This is a genomic window from Paraniabella aurantiaca (genome assembly GCF_050309965.1).
Taxonomy (GTDB): Bacteria; Bacteroidota; Bacteroidia; order Chitinophagales; family Chitinophagaceae; genus Niabella.
On sequence record NZ_JBLOSY010000001.1, the window covers coordinates 2,768,188 to 2,784,862 of the forward strand.

At 42.6% G+C, this 16,675-nt stretch carries 15 protein-coding genes; 6 read left to right on the forward strand and 9 right to left on the reverse strand.

The genetic code is table 11. The features are described 5' to 3' along the window. Positions 1-22: 22 nt before the first annotated feature. From epsC to ACLOAU_RS12100, 3 genes are all read right to left on the reverse strand, one after another. On the reverse strand, positions 23-865 hold the full coding sequence (gene epsC, locus ACLOAU_RS12090; RefSeq protein WP_427862128.1) for a serine O-acetyltransferase EpsC: 843 nt from the start codon (positions 863-865) through the stop codon (positions 23-25). A 36-nt stretch (positions 866-901) separates the two neighbouring features. Then, positions 902-1,783 (reverse strand): cysteine synthase CysM, encoded by an 882-nt coding sequence (gene cysM, locus ACLOAU_RS12095; protein ID WP_427862129.1) that lies wholly within the window; start codon positions 1,781-1,783, stop codon positions 902-904. A gap of 134 nt (positions 1,784-1,917) precedes the next feature. Then, complete coding sequence (locus tag ACLOAU_RS12100) at positions 1,918-2,187, reverse strand: hypothetical protein (protein WP_427862130.1); 270 nt, start codon at positions 2,185-2,187, stop codon at positions 1,918-1,920. Between the two features lie 408 nt (positions 2,188-2,595). Between ACLOAU_RS12100 and ACLOAU_RS12105 the strand changes: the two genes are divergently transcribed. Then, complete coding sequence (locus ACLOAU_RS12105) at positions 2,596-3,597, forward strand: formylglycine-generating enzyme family protein (RefSeq protein ID WP_427862131.1); 1,002 nt, start codon at positions 2,596-2,598, stop codon at positions 3,595-3,597. A 10-nt stretch (positions 3,598-3,607) separates the two neighbouring features. On the opposite strand, the gene ACLOAU_RS12110 is transcribed toward ACLOAU_RS12105, so the two are convergent. Continuing rightward, complete coding sequence (locus tag ACLOAU_RS12110; protein WP_427862132.1) at positions 3,608-4,339, reverse strand: ABC transporter substrate-binding protein; 732 nt, start codon at positions 4,337-4,339, stop codon at positions 3,608-3,610. A gap of 9 nt (positions 4,340-4,348) precedes the next feature. Beyond that, positions 4,349-5,092, reverse strand: coding sequence for a bifunctional demethylmenaquinone methyltransferase/2-methoxy-6-polyprenyl-1,4-benzoquinol methylase UbiE (gene ubiE, locus ACLOAU_RS12115; protein WP_427862133.1), 744 nt, complete (start codon positions 5,090-5,092; stop codon positions 4,349-4,351). A gap of 139 nt (positions 5,093-5,231) precedes the next feature. Here ubiE and ACLOAU_RS12120 point away from each other — a divergent pair, with 139 nt between their 5' ends. The 3 genes from ACLOAU_RS12120 to ACLOAU_RS12130 all read left to right on the forward strand — a co-directional run bounded on the left by ACLOAU_RS12120 (position 5,232) and on the right by ACLOAU_RS12130 (position 8,120). Continuing rightward, a complete protein-coding gene (locus ACLOAU_RS12120; protein WP_427862134.1) occupies positions 5,232-6,257 on the forward strand; it encodes a GntR family transcriptional regulator in 1,026 nt (341 codons plus the stop codon). 68 nt (positions 6,258-6,325) lie between these two features. After that, positions 6,326-6,976 (forward strand): ribosome biogenesis GTP-binding protein YihA/YsxC, encoded by a 651-nt coding sequence (yihA, locus tag ACLOAU_RS12125; RefSeq protein WP_427862135.1) that lies wholly within the window; start codon positions 6,326-6,328, stop codon positions 6,974-6,976. A gap of 58 nt (positions 6,977-7,034) precedes the next feature. Beyond that, on the forward strand, positions 7,035-8,120 hold the full coding sequence (locus ACLOAU_RS12130; RefSeq protein ID WP_427862136.1) for a DUF4856 domain-containing protein: 1,086 nt from the start codon (positions 7,035-7,037) through the stop codon (positions 8,118-8,120). Here ACLOAU_RS12130 and ACLOAU_RS12135 read toward each other — a convergent pair whose 3' ends face one another. Both ACLOAU_RS12135 and ACLOAU_RS12140 read right to left on the reverse strand, forming a co-directional pair. Then, positions 8,121-9,440: a MutS-related protein gene (locus tag ACLOAU_RS12135; protein ID WP_427862137.1), complete on the reverse strand. Its 1,320-nt coding sequence runs from the start codon at positions 9,438-9,440 to the stop codon at positions 8,121-8,123. Positions 9,441-9,529: 89 nt separating this feature from the next. Then, positions 9,530-10,891, reverse strand: a complete 1,362-nt coding sequence (locus tag ACLOAU_RS12140; RefSeq protein ID WP_427862138.1) for a dihydroorotase — start codon at positions 10,889-10,891, stop codon at positions 9,530-9,532. 181 nt (positions 10,892-11,072) lie between these two features. Between ACLOAU_RS12140 and ACLOAU_RS12145 the strand changes: the two genes are divergently transcribed. Together ACLOAU_RS12145 and ACLOAU_RS12150 are read left to right on the forward strand one after the other, a co-directional pair. Further along, positions 11,073-12,773: a hypothetical protein gene (locus tag ACLOAU_RS12145; RefSeq protein ID WP_427862139.1), complete on the forward strand. Its 1,701-nt coding sequence runs from the start codon at positions 11,073-11,075 to the stop codon at positions 12,771-12,773. A gap of 128 nt (positions 12,774-12,901) precedes the next feature. Next, the gene (locus ACLOAU_RS12150; protein WP_427862140.1) at positions 12,902-13,480 is read left to right on the forward strand and encodes a DUF922 domain-containing protein; all 579 of its coding nucleotides are present in this window, start codon (positions 12,902-12,904) and stop codon (positions 13,478-13,480) included. A 22-nt stretch (positions 13,481-13,502) separates the two neighbouring features. Here ACLOAU_RS12150 and ACLOAU_RS12155 read toward each other — a convergent pair whose 3' ends face one another. After that, positions 13,503-14,864 (reverse strand): pyridoxal-phosphate dependent enzyme, encoded by a 1,362-nt coding sequence (locus ACLOAU_RS12155; RefSeq protein ID WP_427862141.1) that lies wholly within the window; start codon positions 14,862-14,864, stop codon positions 13,503-13,505. A gap of 203 nt (positions 14,865-15,067) precedes the next feature. Further along, positions 15,068-16,657 carry a S41 family peptidase gene (locus tag ACLOAU_RS12160; RefSeq protein WP_427862142.1) on the reverse strand — a complete coding sequence of 530 codons (1,590 nt, stop codon included), beginning with the start codon at positions 16,655-16,657 and terminating at the stop codon, positions 15,068-15,070. Between the last annotated feature and the right edge of the window lie 18 nt (positions 16,658-16,675).

Genomic DNA, 16,675 nt, shown 5'->3' on the forward strand with positions numbered 1-16,675 from the left:
AAAAAAAGTAGACTATTTGATCTTATATCGAAAAATTAATTCCTTCGTCAAAGTCCCGGTTAGATCTCACCCTCACTTCGCTCTTATGATATACCAGTGAATAGGGGGGAACCGTTTCTGTAAGCCACACATTGCCACCAATGACAGAGTCGTGGCCTATCACTGTTTTACCTCCCAGTATAGTAGATCCTGAATAGATCACCACATTGTCTTCAATAGTCGGATGCCTTTTTACATGGGCCTGTGTTTTGGAAACATTTAAGGCACCTAAAGTAACGCCCTGGTATATTTTTACATTATTACCTATCACGCAGGTTTCACCTATTACCACACCCGTACCATGATCTATAAAAAAGGTGGAACCTATAACCGCACCGGGATTAATATCAATACCGGTAAGGCTATGTGCGTATTCAGATATAAGCCGGGGAAGCACAGGGATCTTTAACTGGTATAATTCGTGGGAAAAACGGTATACGGCTACGGCATAGAAGCCCGGGTAGGCACCCACTATCTCCTCGATCGAATGAGCAGCCGGATCGAAGGCCAGTATGTTTTGCGCGTCTTCCTGAAGTTCGATAAAAATATCGGGTATGCGTTTGAAAAACCGGTCTACGATCTCATCTACATCAGCCAGTACGTTCTCTATGGGTAATAATAATTGTCTTAACTGCAGCTCCAGGTCCATGATGTCGAGAGGACCAAATATTTTATCGGAGTGAACAGGAAACAAGTGTGTCAGTAAATGCCGGATCCAGCGCTGTGCACTGCTTCGCGAGGGTATAGGTTGGAGATCGCGCCTGTATTTTTGATGAATGGCGCTTAAAGTTTCATGCAGCTGCATTTCTTTAATAATGGGTTCCATAGCAGTATTCTAAAGTTAAAACATTTTGTTTACACATTAATCAAATAACTCAGATGACAGATATCGGTCACCTTTATCGCAAACAATGCATACGATTACGCCGTTATCAAGATGCGCCGCCAATTCCAGTGCGGCATATACGGCTCCGCCACTGCTCATACCGCAAAAAATACCTTCCTCACGGGCCAGGCGTTTAGTGATCATTTTTGCCTGCTTTTCTGAGACCTCAATGGTCCTGTCAATTTTTGATGCATCGAAAATTTTGGGAATATAGGCTTCCGGCCATTTTCTGATACCCGGAATTTGTGCATTATCGGCGGGCTCACAACCGGCTATGATAATACCGGGATTTTTTTCTTTTAAATATTGAGATACTCCCATAATGGTACCCGTAGTTCCCATAGCAGATACGAAATGCGTAACCTGGCCGTTGGTATCCTTCCATATTTCCGGGCCTGTGGTTTGGTAGTGAATGAGGGGATTGTCGGGATTTGCAAACTGGTTCAGCATTACGTAATCACCGGTAGCCACCAGGTCGTTAGCGTGGTCTATGGCGCCCTCCATGGCTCTCCGTTTGGGTGTTAATATAACTGTAGCGCCAAAAGCTTTCATAGCTGCAACACGCTCTTTGGTAGCGTCTTCCGGCATTACCAATGCTATCTCAATTCCAAACAGGCTGGCCATTAAAGCCAATGCTATACCTGTGTTGCCACTGGTAGGCTCAACCAGTTTTTGTCCTTTTTGAATTGCTCCTCTTTCCAGTGCTCCTTTGATCATGCCATAGGCTGCACGGTCTTTGACACTGCCCCCGGGGTTATTGCCCTCCAGTTTGCAATAAATACGAACGCGGGGGTTCGATGGTATACTTTTAAGTTGTACAATAGGGGTATTCCCCACTTGCAGCAGGATATCTGACATATCGATTATATAAATATTGAAAGCGTTATTGAGAATAGTTGTACAGCCGTGCATCAACCAAGCCTGGCAGAAGTGCAGGGTTAGTAATCGCTTCTCTTAACAGGCATACACTAGTGTTGCACGGCTATTGTCAACTATTCGTATCTGTTTTTCAGAACAGTGAAGGAGAATTTTTTCCCTGTTTTGGCAGCTGCATTTTTTACCAATTCAATTACTTCTAATAAAGCCAGGTTGCCTCTCTTAAGATATTGCAGTGTAGTAGCTTCCCTGGTTTGATTTTCTGCCAGGTCTCCATTAGGTACGTTTTCTGGTAAAAAATGGTTGGATCTTAAAGCTTCGTCTAGTAAAGCAAAGTCATGCTTGCCCGCATAATGTAATACAATATTTGCTGAAAATAGTGGCATAAAAAAGGTTTTAATGGCTGATGGCCGTGATGTAAAATGTTATAAGAGAAATGTAGATCTGGGTTTTCAAAAAGTGGTATTTTGTTAATGTTGATGTAGAGCCGCCTGGCTACATACCCTGGAAAAGGGAGTTTAACAACAACAGTTGCAAATGTGCATAGATGTAAACAAAATATTCATAAAGCAAATATAGGGGATGTTTTTAGTCTACCAAAACAATAGACTATTATTTTTTTATTTCTTATAAAATAGCAATCTTGCATCTCTTTTTAATAAAACCAGTATTTTTATCTGATGAGCCTGTTAAAGAAAACCGTTTGCTTTATTAGTTTGATATATCTGCTCACCGCTTGCGGCAATTCAGGGGGAAAGCAGGAACATGCAAAAGCAGATTCCAATCATTCTTGTATGAAAGCTCCGTCCCGCTTTGGTGCTACAGACTCTTCAGGTGTCAGCTTTGGCGGAGATACCTCTCTTGCCGGGATGGTATTGATACCTGGTGGTGTGTTTGATATGGGAGGGGATAATAACCAGGCAAGCGAAGATGAATATCCAAAACATAAAGTACAGGTAGATCCTTTTTATATAGATGTAACCGAAGTAACGAATGCGCAGTTTAAAAAGTTTGCGGATGCTACAGGTTATATAACTACTGCCGAACGAAAGCCCGACTGGAATGAGATAAAGAAGACATTACCTCCCGGCACTCCAAAGCCTCCCGACAGTGTACTGGTAGCGGCCTCCCTGGTATTCAGGCAGGCGGATGGCCCGGTTGATCTGAACAATTTCAATCAATGGTGGGGTTGGGTAGAGGGCGCCAGCTGGAGGCACCCCCAGGGACCCGGCAGCAGCATTGAGGCAAAAGATAACTACCCGGTAGTGCATGTAAGCTGGGATGATGCGCAGGCTTATTGTAAATGGGCCGGCAAGCGATTGCCAACAGAGGCAGAGTGGGAGTTTGCTGCGAGAGGTGGTTTGATCAACAATATTTATCCATGGGGTAATGAGCATGTAAACCAGGGCGCTCCAAAAGCTAATAGCTGGGAAGGTAAATTTCCTTATCTGAACGAAAAGAAAGATGGTTATATAACTGCAGCGCCCGTTAAATCCTTTGCAGCAAACGGCTATGGCTTGTACGATATGGCTGGTAATGTGTGGGAGTGGTGTAGCGACTGGTATCATCACGATTATTACCGGCAGCTGGAAGGGAAGCTGACAGTGAATCCACAGGGACCAGACAAATCCTACGATCCGCAGGAGCCTTATAATGCTAAACGCAGTTTACGCGGGGGGAGCTTTTTATGTAACGACTCTTATTGCAGCGGGTATCGCGCGGCACGGCGTATGAAAAGCAGCCCCGATACGGGTTTGGAACATACCGGTTTCAGGTGTGTGCGGGACAAGAAGTAAGTATTGCAGGTTAATCTTTTATAGTATTGCGTAACTCTCTCAAGTACCGTGCGGCATCTAGCATACGGCTACCATACCAACTAAACATTTCTCCATTCACCAGCATCACTTTCGAATTAGGGAGCTGCTCCTGCACTGTAGAAACATCCTCTTCTTTAAAAGGGTAGGGCTCGCTGGACAGCAATACATATTGAGGTTGCATTTCCCCTAGTTCTTGCAGGGTTATTTGCGGGTACCGTGTTTGCTGATCCATTACATTTTTGAAGCCGCTTTTTTCCATCATAGAACAAATAAAAGTATCTCCTCCCACAGTCATCCATGGAGATTTCCATATAAGATAGGCGGCTGTTAAAGGTTCGTAGGGGCCGTTGTTTTCAAACTGTTGCTGTATCCGGGATATAAGGCTACCCGCGAGCTGTGTTTTGCCTGTAAGTGTTCCGATGGTCGCAATCATTTGAAGCGCATTATCAAAATTGCTGACATCTGTAATTAATATTTCACTAAAGAGTGATAATTCGCTTACCTGCTCTTTTATGTTTTCCTCTTTGCTGGCAATGATCAGTGTAGGATGTAGCGCTTTTACGGTACCGATATTTACATTCTTAGTACCTCCCACACGGGGTTTGGTGTGGTACCAATTTTCAGGATGTACACAGAATTTGGTAATTCCTACTGTTTCATTGTTCAGGCCCAGGTAGTACAGGAGTTCTGTAATGGATGGAACAAGGGATATAATGCGCATGGCGCAAAATTACTTGGTAGCGGAATAAATACAGCACATGCCAAAAGTGAGTGCTTTGTAGCTCGTTTGTTGAAAGCCCACTTTGTCCAGTATTGCTGTAAAGTCTTTACGCTCAGGAAAAGCTTTGGCCGATTTATTCAGGTATTGGTAAGCCTGCTTGTCTTGCTTAAAAGCTTTGGCAATTTGTGGCGCCACCAGGCTCATATAAAACTGGTATACATTATTGATAAAAGCTGGTCGGGGCCTCGAAAATTCGATAATACACAATTGCCCGCCCGGTTTTAAAACCCGGAGCATTTCCGAAAGTCCTTTTTCAAGATGTTCAAAATTACGCACGCCAAATGCAGCCATTGTTACATCGAAGCTGTTATCAGCAAAATGAAGGTTCTCCGAGTCGCCTTTCTCCAGCTGTATCTGGCCTGTTAAACCTAGCTTTTCAATTTTCTTACGGCCTTCTTCCAGCATCTGGGTAGAAATGTCTACGCCCACTACCTGTTTAGGGTTCAGCATCCTGGTAGCCCTGATGGCCATATCCCCGGTGCCGGTAGCGATATCCAGTATATATTGTGGTTGTTTTTTGCGAAGGGAGTTAATGGCTTTTTTACGCCAGCTTACATCTGTTCGGGCAGATAAAAACCGATTCATAAAATCGTATTTTCCTGCTATCTTATCAAACATTTCTGCAACCTGTTCTTTTTTCGTCTTCTCAGATTCGCTAAACGGTATAATGTGATCGTGGGGTTGTGCCGACATGGGCGCAAAGATACGTGTTGATTGGGTAAACCGGGAAACCCGGAAGAACAATATCGAAAACCAGTGATTGCAATTTTTTTGTACGAAATGCGTATAGCCGAAGCCTTTATAATATCTTAGTAGCGTAATTTGGTTGCCGATGAAGGATTTTTTTAATAATATAGAACTGGACGAGCTTTCTTCTACCCCCAAGTACCTGCAATTGGCTCAATCTGTGATCAAAGCAATTGCATTGGGTAAAATCAAGCACGATGAAGTAATGCCCTCTATTAATGAAATGAGCTTTGAGTTTGATATTTCGAGGGATACAGCCGAAAAATCCTACAAATACCTGAAAAAGCTGGGCGTTTTAGGTTCAGTGCCTGGTAAAGGCTATTATGTAAAAACCACCAATGTAAAAAACGATATCAAGGTTTTTCTGCTCTTCAACAAGCTGAGCTCTCATAAAAAAATCATTTATGATTCGTTTGTGAAAACGCTGGGCGATAATGCGGTAATCGATTTTTATATATATAACAACGATTTTAATTTCTTCAAGCGGCTTTTAACGAATGCAGGAAGGCATTATTCGCATTTTGTAATTATTGCCCATTTCCTGGAAAGCGGTGAAAATGCCTACGAAATTTTGAATACGATTCCGAAGGAAAAACTGATCCTGCTGGATAAGCTGGTGCCGGGTGTGAGCGGTGATTTCAGCGCAGTGTATGAGAATTTTGAAAATGATATCTATGGCGCACTGGAAGAGGCTGTGGGCAGTTTGAAGAAGTACGAGACTTTAAAGATCATTGTGCCTTCTTACACCTATTTTCCTGAAGAAATTACGAAAGGGTTTAAAAGATTTTGTCATGAGTACGCTTTTTCTGCGGGGATCGTGAATGATATTGCCAAAGAAAAGATAGAAAAGGGAACTGCCTATATCAGCTTAATGGAAGATGATCTGGTTACGCTTATTGAGAAGATCAAAGAGTCAAAATTGAAAATCGGGAAAGATATTGGTGTGATCAGTTATAACGAAACACCTCTGAAAAAGCTCATCCTTCAGGGCATTACTACTTTTTCTACTGATTTTGAGGAGATGGGCCGGCAGGCAGCATTACTGATTCTGGATGGAAAAAGAAAGAAGATCGAGACCCCGTTTCATTTGAAGCTCAGGCCATCACTTTGATTGACGCATACCTGTACTGATTACTCCTCACTGATTACTGCTTACTATGTTCTACATTTGCAGTCTGTATGCAAATAATTTCAGCTTCTTATATTAAGAGTAGTGCCATCTACACGCAATGCCCTCCTGCAGATAAAGCCGAATACGCTTTTATCGGGAGAAGTAATGTGGGAAAATCTTCTTTGATCAATATGTTGTGTAATATGAAGGGCTTAGCCAAAACATCAGCTGCCCCGGGAAAAACGCAATTGATCAATCATTTTGTGATCAACGATCTTGCAAAAGGCAATGTAAAAGCCAAAATAGGGCAGAGTTGGTACCTTGTAGATTTGCCGGGCTATGGTTATGCCAAGGTATCGCAAAAGCAACGTAAAAGCTGGACCTCCATGATTGAGGACTATATATTAAAGCGTACGAATCTCGGTAACCTGTTTGTTTTGATTGATAGTCGTCATGAGCCTCAAAAGATTGACCTGGAGTTTGTGGATCAATTGGGGGAGTGGCAGGTGCCTTTTGCAATTGTATTCACCAAAGCAGATAAGAATAAGCCGGGAGCCACCGTTAACAATGTTCAGAAATTTATCGAAACTTTAAAAAACACATGGTCCGATTTACCGCCCTATTTTGTTACTTCGGCCACCCGCGGCGATGGAAGAGAGGAGTTACTGTCATTTATCCACGGGTTGAATAAGGAGTTTACTGCGCTGCAGGGTAAGTAATGAAGCACAGGCTTATATAAATACTAATTTTGATCATCGTCCGTTTTAAAGTACACCAATGAAATTGCATTTTAAATTGTTTCTTGTTGTTATTGTTACGCTGCTTTTTGTTTCCTGTGTAAAAAATAAACCTTTTTTATCTTCTTACTCAGTACCCCCTGTTTTTAGATTGGAGAGCAATGATTCTACTGCGCTGGCACGCGTGATCATGACCTATGGCCTTGCTAACTACCTGTCCAAATCAACCAGTGGGCCTATTGATACAATTATCATAGATTCTTTATGGCTTAATCACGGCCGTCCGTTTACCACTGAGATGGTTTCTAATTTTGTTTACAGCGACGTCATGCTGAATAACATGGCAGGTCGGATCAGCTTAACCAATACCGGCGATGCGGATTCATTAAAGGGCCTTGCAGATTCGGTAGCAATCCTTAGCCGGTTTTATGGGGTTACAGCCAGTAATGGGGTTGCGGGTGTTGGTACGCAAAATACTCCGGTATCTGCGAAACGTCTTTTTAACGAAAACGGGATGGAAGTGCAGGAAGTGTGGTTTAACACGATGTTGGGCGCTAATTTTATGCAAAACGCTTTTGGAAACCTCGCAGGTCCGGGACAAAATGTTGCGCTGGCCTGGGATCTGGCTTATAATTATATGGGCTTTCCGGTTGACTACGATCCCGATAAGGATTATTACTCGGGAACCGTGCCCCGAAACCGGCCACTTGGTATTGCAGCACTTTTTGCAGGCGTTAAAAATTTGAAGGCAGGAGCGAAAATATATGAAGAGTTCAGGCGTGCAAAAGCGGCTGCTGTAGCCAGCGATTCTCGTGTAAATGCTGTTTCAGTGGCTACTATAGCCGTTTACACAGAAGTGACACTGGCTCAAACTGCATTATTTGCTTTGGATAGTGTGAAACAGATAGCAGACCCCATTGCAAAATTACATTACCTGTCAAAAGCGCATGGCCTGATGCGCGCATTGAAGTACCGAAACTCAGGTTACTCCCCTTTGACTAACGAAGCATACCTGCGAATCAGGGAGATCATGAAAACAAACTTTTATACCCTTACCCAGGACACGTCTTACAAAGGAATTAATGAGGTGGCGGACCTGTTGATTAAAGCTTATAGTAGCGAGTAATTAAAGCCTTTCGAGCATATCTACTACTTTTTCCCTTTTAAGGATAAGATATCCCAAACGGTCTTTGCTGATACCTTCCTTTAATTGGTAGCTAAAAGATAGCGCATCTTCTGTTACCATAGTTTCAAAGTGCCGGAACGCAATGGTAGGTAATTCCTGTAACTCTTCTCCGATCTCGTACAAATGGGTGGAAAGAATAAATAATGAGGTTTTTACCTTGATCAGTCCTTTAATAACGGCCAGGGAACATCTCATGGCGTCTTCAACATTGGTGCCTTTAAATAACTCGTCTATTAATACCAGCCATTTTTTTCCATCGCTGATCTTCTGAACGGTGTTTTTAATCCGTTGAACTTCATTAAAGAAAAAGCTTTCGCCTTTCGCAATATTATCCACCACGTTAATATTACTGATCAGGCCGTCGAACATAGTGAGCCGCATGGTTGACGCCGGAACTCCCATGCCAATATGTGCGAGGAAAACAGATGAACCAACGGATTTGATCAGGGTGCTCTTACCCGCCATATTGGCTCCGGTAAGAAAAAGGAAATTATGTTCAGGGCTCATCTGCAAATGGTAGGGCACCGGGTTATGTAACAGCAGGTGATACAAGCCTTTTGCTTCTATAAAAGGCTTGTCGCTCTCTATGAACTCAGGAAAGTGAAGGTTGTATTTTTTAACAGCAAATGCCATCGAATACCAGGCGTCCAGCCTGCTGTAAATATCAATCAGTTCCTGTACTTCGATTTTATAATTAACCCTGACATTTGCCGCGAAATACAGGTTTTTGTGTTGAGGTATGATCTCGTCCTTTTCAATCGCCGCCATTTGTTTAAATGGTTCTACTACACTCAGCAAGTGACCGATACGATCAATATATATCTTGAAATTCACCGGCATGTCAACGTTGGCTAATATGGTTTCAATTTTTTTTAGCCCCCTGAAGAAATCTGTAAAATGTTTTATAGAAAATTTAGCCATGGAATAGTCTGCACTGTGTAGCAAACGATACATGAAAGCATCAACGGCAGAAGGATTGTTGGTAATGGTGTCCAGGGCATAGTCCAGGAATTTGATCATTACCAGCACTGTTCCATTGGATATTTCCTGGGGCCAGTCGTCTACCTGCTCAATCAGTTTCTTTAATATGTTTTGAGTGCCGTTTATTTTTTTTATATCGCTGAACGGGCTCGAAAAGAAATGGCGTAACCATTCTTTACCACCCTCTGTTCGGGTAAAGTTCAGCTTATGGAAAATAGAATAGCTTTCCTCGGTATGAAATATGGAAATATCGTTAAAGGAAATATCGTCTATCTGCATAATTGTTGTTTGATGTTTAAAGCTTGCAGGTTACTGAAGCTGTTTTAACATGGAACCTTAAACTTTGAACTTACAACTTTACCACGGAATTATCTTTCAAATAGTAAGCGTTCTCCTTTCTTAGACTCATTCCACTGCCCATTTCCATAAACCAGATGTCCGCTTACAAAAGTATGGGTAATGCTGGCCGGGAAATTAAAAGGGGCTCCGTTTTCACCGGCCTGTTCAAAGGGACTCCAGCCACATTTGTAAAGGATATTTTCTTTATTAACGGTAAAAGGCGCATTCAGGTCGGCCACCACTAAATCTGCAAAATATCCTTCGCGTATATAACCCCTTTCTTTGATGGAAAAGCAGTCTGCTACCGCATGACTCATTTTTTCAACAATTTTTTCCAGGGATATTTTTCCCAGCCGGTTATAATGAAGCATCAGTGGTAATGCATGTTGCACTAACGGAAGTCCCGCATGGGCCTTTAAATAAGGCTCATTTTTTTCATCAAAAGTATGAGGAGCGTGGTCAGTTGCAATTACATCCAGGCGGTCGTCGAGCAGGGCCTCCCATAAAGCTTCTTTATTGTGAGATGCTTTAATAGCCGGATTACATTTGATAAAATTGCCCTGGCGTTCGTAATCGTCTGCCGTAAAATGCAGGTGATGCACACAAACCTCTGCCGTAATTCGTTTATCTTTCAGCGGAATCATATTGGTGAAAAGCTGCAACTCCCTTTCCGTAGTAATATGTAAAATATGTAACCTTGAATCATATTTTTTAGCCAGTTGAACGGCATAAAACGAAGATTCGAAGCAAGCTTCTTCATTCCTGATAACAGGGTGATCTGCTGCTGTCAGTTCGCGGTTTTCATCCAGGGCTTTTTGCAGGTTAGCTTTAATAATCTTCTCGTCTTCGCAATGAGTGGCAATCAGCATTTCGCTTTCACCAAAAATCCGGTGCAATACCAATGGGTTGTCTACCAGCAAATTGCCTGTACTGCTACCCATAAACATTTTGATACCGCAAATACGGTCTTTAAATTTATTAGCAGCTAAAGTGTCGTCGGCATTCACATTACTGGTGCCAATATAAAAAGAGTAGTTGGCCAATGATGTTTGCGCGGCGATATTGTATTTGTCTTCCAGCAAATCAAGCGTGAATGCCGGCGGGGCCGTGTTGGGCATTTCCATAAAACTCGTTACGCCTCCTGCTACAGCAGCTTTACTCTCAGTATAAATATTGGCTTTATGTGTTAAGCCCGGTTCTCTGAAGTGTACCTGGTCGTCTATAGCACCAGGCAGCAGGTGCTTACCTTCTCCATTGATTTCTACCGCATCGGCCTTTGTACTAATTTGATTATCAATCTTATCAATGCGGCCATTTTTAATTAAAACGTCTTTTGTTTCTGTTTTACCCTCATTTACTACCTGAATGTTTTTAAAAAGATATATTTGCATGGTTTTTGTTTTTGTGCCCCGTGTTTTACTGTGCCGTTTATAATAAATGGCGGAAATGATCCACCCATAAGGTTGGATTTAAATAGCGGTTTGAAGTGATATCGGATATACTGCAAACCAGTACTGTAGGTACTACGGGGATCATCAATGGAAATACTTTAATTAACCTTATCAATAAACTATGCAATTTAAGAAATACCTGCCTTTGCTAGCAGTTGTTTTATTACCAATTCTTGCTGCATCTCAATCTACTTATTTGCCCAGGGGCGATAAGCAGGAAATTTTACTCGATCGCCTGGAAATAAAAGCCCAGAGAGATCCTATGCTGAATTTAAGTAAAACGAAACCTTATAGCAGGGAGTTTTATGTACCGGCTATAAAAAATTACCTGAATGTAGATTCGGCGCTCGATGCAAAACTCACTAATGTTGACAAGTATTATTTAAAAAGTGCATTGGCCAATAATATCGAATGGTTGCCTGAAGAAGAACGGGATGCCTATATGAGTAAAAAGCTTGTGGGCAATACATTCTATCAGTACCCGGCAGGCTTGTATGAAACACATAGCAAAGACTTTGACCTTACCGTTAACCCCGTGCTGAACATTGGCTACATGAAAGAAAGCGGTAATGACCAGAGCCTTTTTTATAATACCAGGGGAATTGCTATTCGCGGCCGCATAGCGAAAAAAATAGGTTTTTACACTATGCTGACCGATAACCAGGAGCGCTATCCAACTTATGTGCAGGATTGGATGAATGAACGTACAGCAGTGCCTGGTGCCGGGTTTAATCACCAGTTTAAAAAAGAAGGTGGGCGGGATTTTTTTGACGCGCGTGGATATATAACATTTGGCGCTACAAAGTATGTAGATGTAACTTTTGGTTACGACAAAAATTTTATCGGTAATGGCCAGCGTAGTTTGTTTTTAAGCGATTTTGGAAATAATAACCTGTTTTTAAGATTAAATACACGGATCTGGAAATTCAATTACCAGAACCTTTTTATGGAGTTAACCAATGCTTATCAAAGTAATCCTGGCGATAACTTACTGGGTAAAAAATACGCAGCTATGCACCACCTGGATATTAACCTTACCAAATGGTTGAACGTAGGGGTGTTCGAGGGGATTATATTTGGCAGAACCAATCGTTTTGAATTGGGATACCTGGTGCCGGTTATTTTTTACAGGTCGGTGGAGCGTGATCAGGGTAGTCCCGATAATGCAGTGGTGGGGATGGACTTTAAAGCAAACATTGCTAAGACTGCACAGGTTTACGGGCAACTGTTGTTTGATGAATTCAAGATATCTGAGCTAACCGGGGGGAATAACTGGTGGGCTAACAAATTTGGTTACCAGATAGGGGCCAAATATATTGATGCCTTTACGGTTAAAAACCTGGATCTGCAGCTGGAGTTGAACCGCGTAAGACCCTACACTTACTCACACTATGATTCTGTAGCCAATTATACACATTACAATCAGCCTTTGGCGCACCCCTTAATGGCTAATTTTAACGAATGGATAGGCGTGGCGCGTTACAGGCCAGCTCCAAAATGGATGATTGAAGGCCGCGCGATGTATTATATGCAGGGGCTTGATAGCAACCGAACCGTTAATTTCGGTAGTAATATATTTTTACCCAGTACCACCAGAACGGGAGGTGATTACGGACATGAAATAGGCAGCGGCTGGAAAACGAATGCCGCTATGGTAAGCCTGTTACTGTCTTATGAGCTGAAGGAAAACCTCTTCCTGGAGCTTATGGGTATGATTCGTAAACAGCGATATGATACACCGCCTGCTGTGGCTACTAAAAACAGCACTGTATTTAATGTGGGACTTCGCTGGAATATCGGCCGCAGGGACTTTTATTTTTAACAGGTTTTTAAAGCCTTTTAGCTGAACAAAGCGTCTTTAGAAGAGTTAGGATACGTACATCCTGGCAGGTTATTTTATTATCAAAACAGTATTTTATTAGAGTATCTTTTGTACATATCCTTATCGTTATGCAGTTGCTGTGTTGTACAGCTGCTGCTCAAACAAATAATAGCAGCAGTGTTATTTTCTGGACGGAGGGTAGGATGCTGCAACTACAGGATTTTAAAGTAGTCAACGATAGCCTGGATACTGTAGATGATAAAGTTTCAGCGTTGACACGTACCGGCATTACTTATTATTTAACTACAGATAAGGTTAACGGCCGGCCGGTCAGCATCCGGATAACGGTGGAAGCAACCGTGCATAAACAGAATACTTTTATTAAAGAGCGGGTATTGGATTACAATGCGGCTGTGAAGCAACGCTTACTAATACATGAGCAGAAGCACTTTGACATTTCAGAGATATTTGCCCGGCAGGCAGTACGTGATCTGCAAAGTTTAAGGTTGTCGGCTAATTACCGGAACGAGATAGCTGATTTTGTACAAACGAAGTTTAAAGCCGCAGAATTTTATCAACGGTTGTATGATGAGGATACTCAGCATGGTGAAGACTTTGCTGCCCAGGATGAATGGAATGAAAAAATAGCAGAGCAGCTGGAAGAGCTGGAAGCCTACAAGCGAAAGGTGATAGTGAAAAAACTATAGTTATAGAACTTACCTGTTGCTTTTATACCCCCAGGGCCTGTATCACATCATACTTGGTAACAATATGAAAAATACCGGCATCGTCTTTACTCATCACGGCTCCGTTCTCTTTGGTGATCAGCGTTTTTAGCTTATCAACAGAGATCTTGAAGTCAACCAATGGAAACGCCGGTTCTATTACATTTTCAATTTTTTGATTTTTGATATCAGGGTTGCTGAATACTTTTTGAAATAGGCCCCCTTCTGTAATAGATCCGATGATCTCACCATCCCTGGTCACCGGAATATGCTCAATATCGTATTGCTTCATCAACTCAACGGCCTCGGCTACCAGTTGGTCAGCAGTGATCGTCAGCAGTTTTTGCTTTCCGGGTCTGCCGCTGATGATATCCTTAAATGTTTTTACATCAAGAAAGCCACGTTCCATCATCCACTGGTCATTATAAATTTTGGCCACATAACGGCTACCATGGTCGTGCAATATGCAAACTACCAGGTCGTCTTTGGTTAAAGTGTCTTTCAATTGCATCAATCCTTTAAGGCAGCTACCGGCACTATAGCCGCAGAACAAGCCCTCTTCTTTTGCCAGCCTTCGCGCCATTACAGCGCCGTCCTTATCACTAACCTGGGTAAATTCATCAATCACGCTCATGTCATAGTTCTTTGGCAGAAAGTCTTCACCAAAGCCTTCGCTGAAATACGGGTACACTTCTTTGTCGTCCAGTTCGCCGGTATGGAAATATTTAGTCAGTAAAGAACCATAAGCGTCCACCGCCCATATTTTGATGTCGGGATTTTTTTCTTTGAGATACATGGCAACCCCTGTAATAGTTCCGCCTGTACCTGCCGTACATACCAGGTGTGTGATCTTTCCCTCAGTCTGCGTCCATATTTCCGGGCCTGTTGTTTCATAATGGGCCTGCCTGTTAGCCAGGTTGTCATATTGATTCATGTGGTAGGAGTTGGGTACTTCTTTCGCCAGTCTCGCAGCTACACTGTAATAGCTTTGCGGATCATCGGGCTCCACATTATTCGGGCATACAATTACCTCAGCGCCCATTGCTTTTAAAACATCTGCTTTTTCCTTCGATTGTTTATCGGTAGTAACAAATATGCATTTATAGCCTTTTACAATAGCGGCCAGTGCCAGGCCCATTCCGGTATTACCGCTGGTGCCTTCAATAATGGTTCCTCCTGGTTTCAGCTTTCCTTCCTGCTCTGCCACCTCAACCATTTTTAAAGCCATCCTGTCTTTAATACTATTGCCTGGGTTAAAGTAATCTACTTTAGCCAATACGGTGCAAGGCAGGTTTTGCGTTACTTTGTTTAACCGTATCAAAGGCGTATTGCCTATGGTTTCCAGGATATTATTTTTGATGTCCATGGTGATTAGTTGAATAGTTGATAAGTTAACAAGTTGATAAGTTAACCCGTAAATTGTTAATTATTTTAGTCATTTGTCTTGCAGCATCCTGTATCAGGTAAATCGTTCCCTGCAACGTTGTGCCCCTGAGTTATGAGCCATAAGCTATTAACTTCAGGCACAGTCAACCAGCATCTGCAATCCAGTATCCCGCATCCCGCCGTTTACTCCTTTCTCAGCATTTCCACTGCTTTCAGCACAACGGTATCTTTAGTATTCATTACCTGGTAAAAACCGGAGTCGCGCCATTTAAAGCGTGCCAACTGTGCTTCCATCCTTTGCTCTACTTTTGCTTTCTCAAAGGCCGGAACACCAGATAAGTTTACCGTATCTTTTTTTACCCAGTTCATAAATTGTATCCACATGCTTTGGGCGGGATCAAATTTTTGTGTATACACCTGCGGGTTAGGGTAGGGGTCCAGTATCTTTTTGTTATCCAGGTAATAATGGAACACAAAATCGTTAAAGGATCCGTTTAAAAACAACATATTTATTTCCCTCGAATAGTTGGAAGTGTCGAGGCCAACAAAAACATCAGGCATGATGCCGCCTCCGCCATATACAGCCCTGCCTCCATGGGTTTTGTAAACCTTTCCATTGCTTACCTTATTGCTGTCTGCATAATACAATTGTCCCGTAGCATAACGCTCCCAAACCTCATCCATATACACTTTTTTGCCACCGGTGTAAGGCTTTTGAATACTTCTTCCAATAGGTGTGTAGTACCGGGCAATTGTAAGGCGCATGGCCGATCCGTCGCTTAACAGGAAGGGTTCCTGCACCAGGCCCTTTCCAAAAGTTCTTCTGCCAATGATCGTGGCGCGATCCCAGTCCTGCAAAGCTCCCGCCAGAATTTCGCTGGCGCTCGCGCTTAACTCATCAACCAGAATTGCCAATTTTCCTGTTTCAAATATACCAGGCCTTTTGCAACGGTATTCTGTTTTAGGACTGTTAACTCCCTGTGTATATACAATCAGTTTATCGCCGCTTAAAAATTCGTCTGCAATCTGTATCGCCTGGTCCATATAGCCGCCGCCATTACCCCTCAGGTCAAAGATCAATTGGGTCATTCCCTGCTTTTTCAGATCTTCTGCCGCTTCCATAAATTCGCGGTAAGTGGTATTGGTGAATTTATCCAGCTTAATAAATGCGGTGGTTTTGTCCATCATATAAGCCGCTGAAACAGATGGCGTAGGTATATTACCCCGGATTACTGTAACCGGCAATACCTTCCCGTTGCGCATAATATCCAGCTTGGCAGGTGAACCTCTTTCGCCCCGTATCAGGCTTCTTATTTTAAAGCTATTAATAGACTTGCCGGTAAGGTTGTTGCTATCTACTTTGATGATCTGGTCGCCAATCAATAAACCCGCTTTATCGCTGGGCCCTCCTTCTATAACATAAGTTATATTAACAGTGTCCCTGATCTGGCTAAACTCAACACCAATACCTTCAAAGTTTCCCGAAAGGTCATCATTGGCTTCTTTGAGCTCTGCCGGAGGCAGGTATACAGAATGGGGGTCCAGCTCGCTCATCATTTCCCTTATCGCATTTCCCTCCAGCGTATCTATCTGTACAGAGTCAACATAACGGGTCCTGATAATATCAAGGGCTTCCTGTAGTGCAGTAACCCGGTCTTTTTTAAATATCTTTTTATTGGGTTGTCCTGTTGCAAACCGGTATCCGATATACATACCTAAAATCATTACAGCGGAAAGCAACAACGGGAGCCAAACCTCGAATCTTCTCTTCATCTTTATTAAAAATAAGCC

Excerpts from the sequence above, each read along its gene's own strand:
- epsC (WP_427862128.1), bottom strand. The coding sequence starts at position 865 with ATGGAACCCATTATTAAAGAAATGCAGCTGCATGAAACTTTAAGCGCC.
- cysM (WP_427862129.1), bottom strand. The coding sequence starts at position 1,783 with ATGTCAGATATCCTGCTGCAAGTGGGGAATACCCCTATTGTACAACTT.
- ACLOAU_RS12100 (WP_427862130.1), bottom strand. The coding sequence starts at position 2,187 with ATGCCACTATTTTCAGCAAATATTGTATTACATTATGCGGGCAAGCAT.
- ACLOAU_RS12105 (WP_427862131.1), top strand. The coding sequence starts at position 2,596 with ATGAAAGCTCCGTCCCGCTTTGGTGCTACAGACTCTTCAGGTGTCAGC.
- ACLOAU_RS12110 (WP_427862132.1), bottom strand. The coding sequence starts at position 4,339 with ATGCGCATTATATCCCTTGTTCCATCCATTACAGAACTCCTGTACTAC.
- ubiE (WP_427862133.1), bottom strand. The coding sequence starts at position 5,092 with ATGTCGGCACAACCCCACGATCACATTATACCGTTTAGCGAATCTGAG.
- ACLOAU_RS12120 (WP_427862134.1), top strand. The coding sequence starts at position 5,232 with ATGAAGGATTTTTTTAATAATATAGAACTGGACGAGCTTTCTTCTACC.
- yihA (WP_427862135.1), top strand. The coding sequence starts at position 6,326 with ATGCAAATAATTTCAGCTTCTTATATTAAGAGTAGTGCCATCTACACG.
- ACLOAU_RS12130 (WP_427862136.1), top strand. The coding sequence starts at position 7,035 with ATGAAATTGCATTTTAAATTGTTTCTTGTTGTTATTGTTACGCTGCTT.
- ACLOAU_RS12135 (WP_427862137.1), bottom strand. The coding sequence starts at position 9,440 with ATGCAGATAGACGATATTTCCTTTAACGATATTTCCATATTTCATACC.
- ACLOAU_RS12140 (WP_427862138.1), bottom strand. The coding sequence starts at position 10,891 with ATGCAAATATATCTTTTTAAAAACATTCAGGTAGTAAATGAGGGTAAA.
- ACLOAU_RS12145 (WP_427862139.1), top strand. The coding sequence starts at position 11,073 with ATGCAATTTAAGAAATACCTGCCTTTGCTAGCAGTTGTTTTATTACCA.
- ACLOAU_RS12150 (WP_427862140.1), top strand. The coding sequence starts at position 12,902 with ATGCAGTTGCTGTGTTGTACAGCTGCTGCTCAAACAAATAATAGCAGC.
- ACLOAU_RS12155 (WP_427862141.1), bottom strand. The coding sequence starts at position 14,864 with ATGGACATCAAAAATAATATCCTGGAAACCATAGGCAATACGCCTTTG.
- ACLOAU_RS12160 (WP_427862142.1), bottom strand. The coding sequence starts at position 16,657 with ATGAAGAGAAGATTCGAGGTTTGGCTCCCGTTGTTGCTTTCCGCTGTA.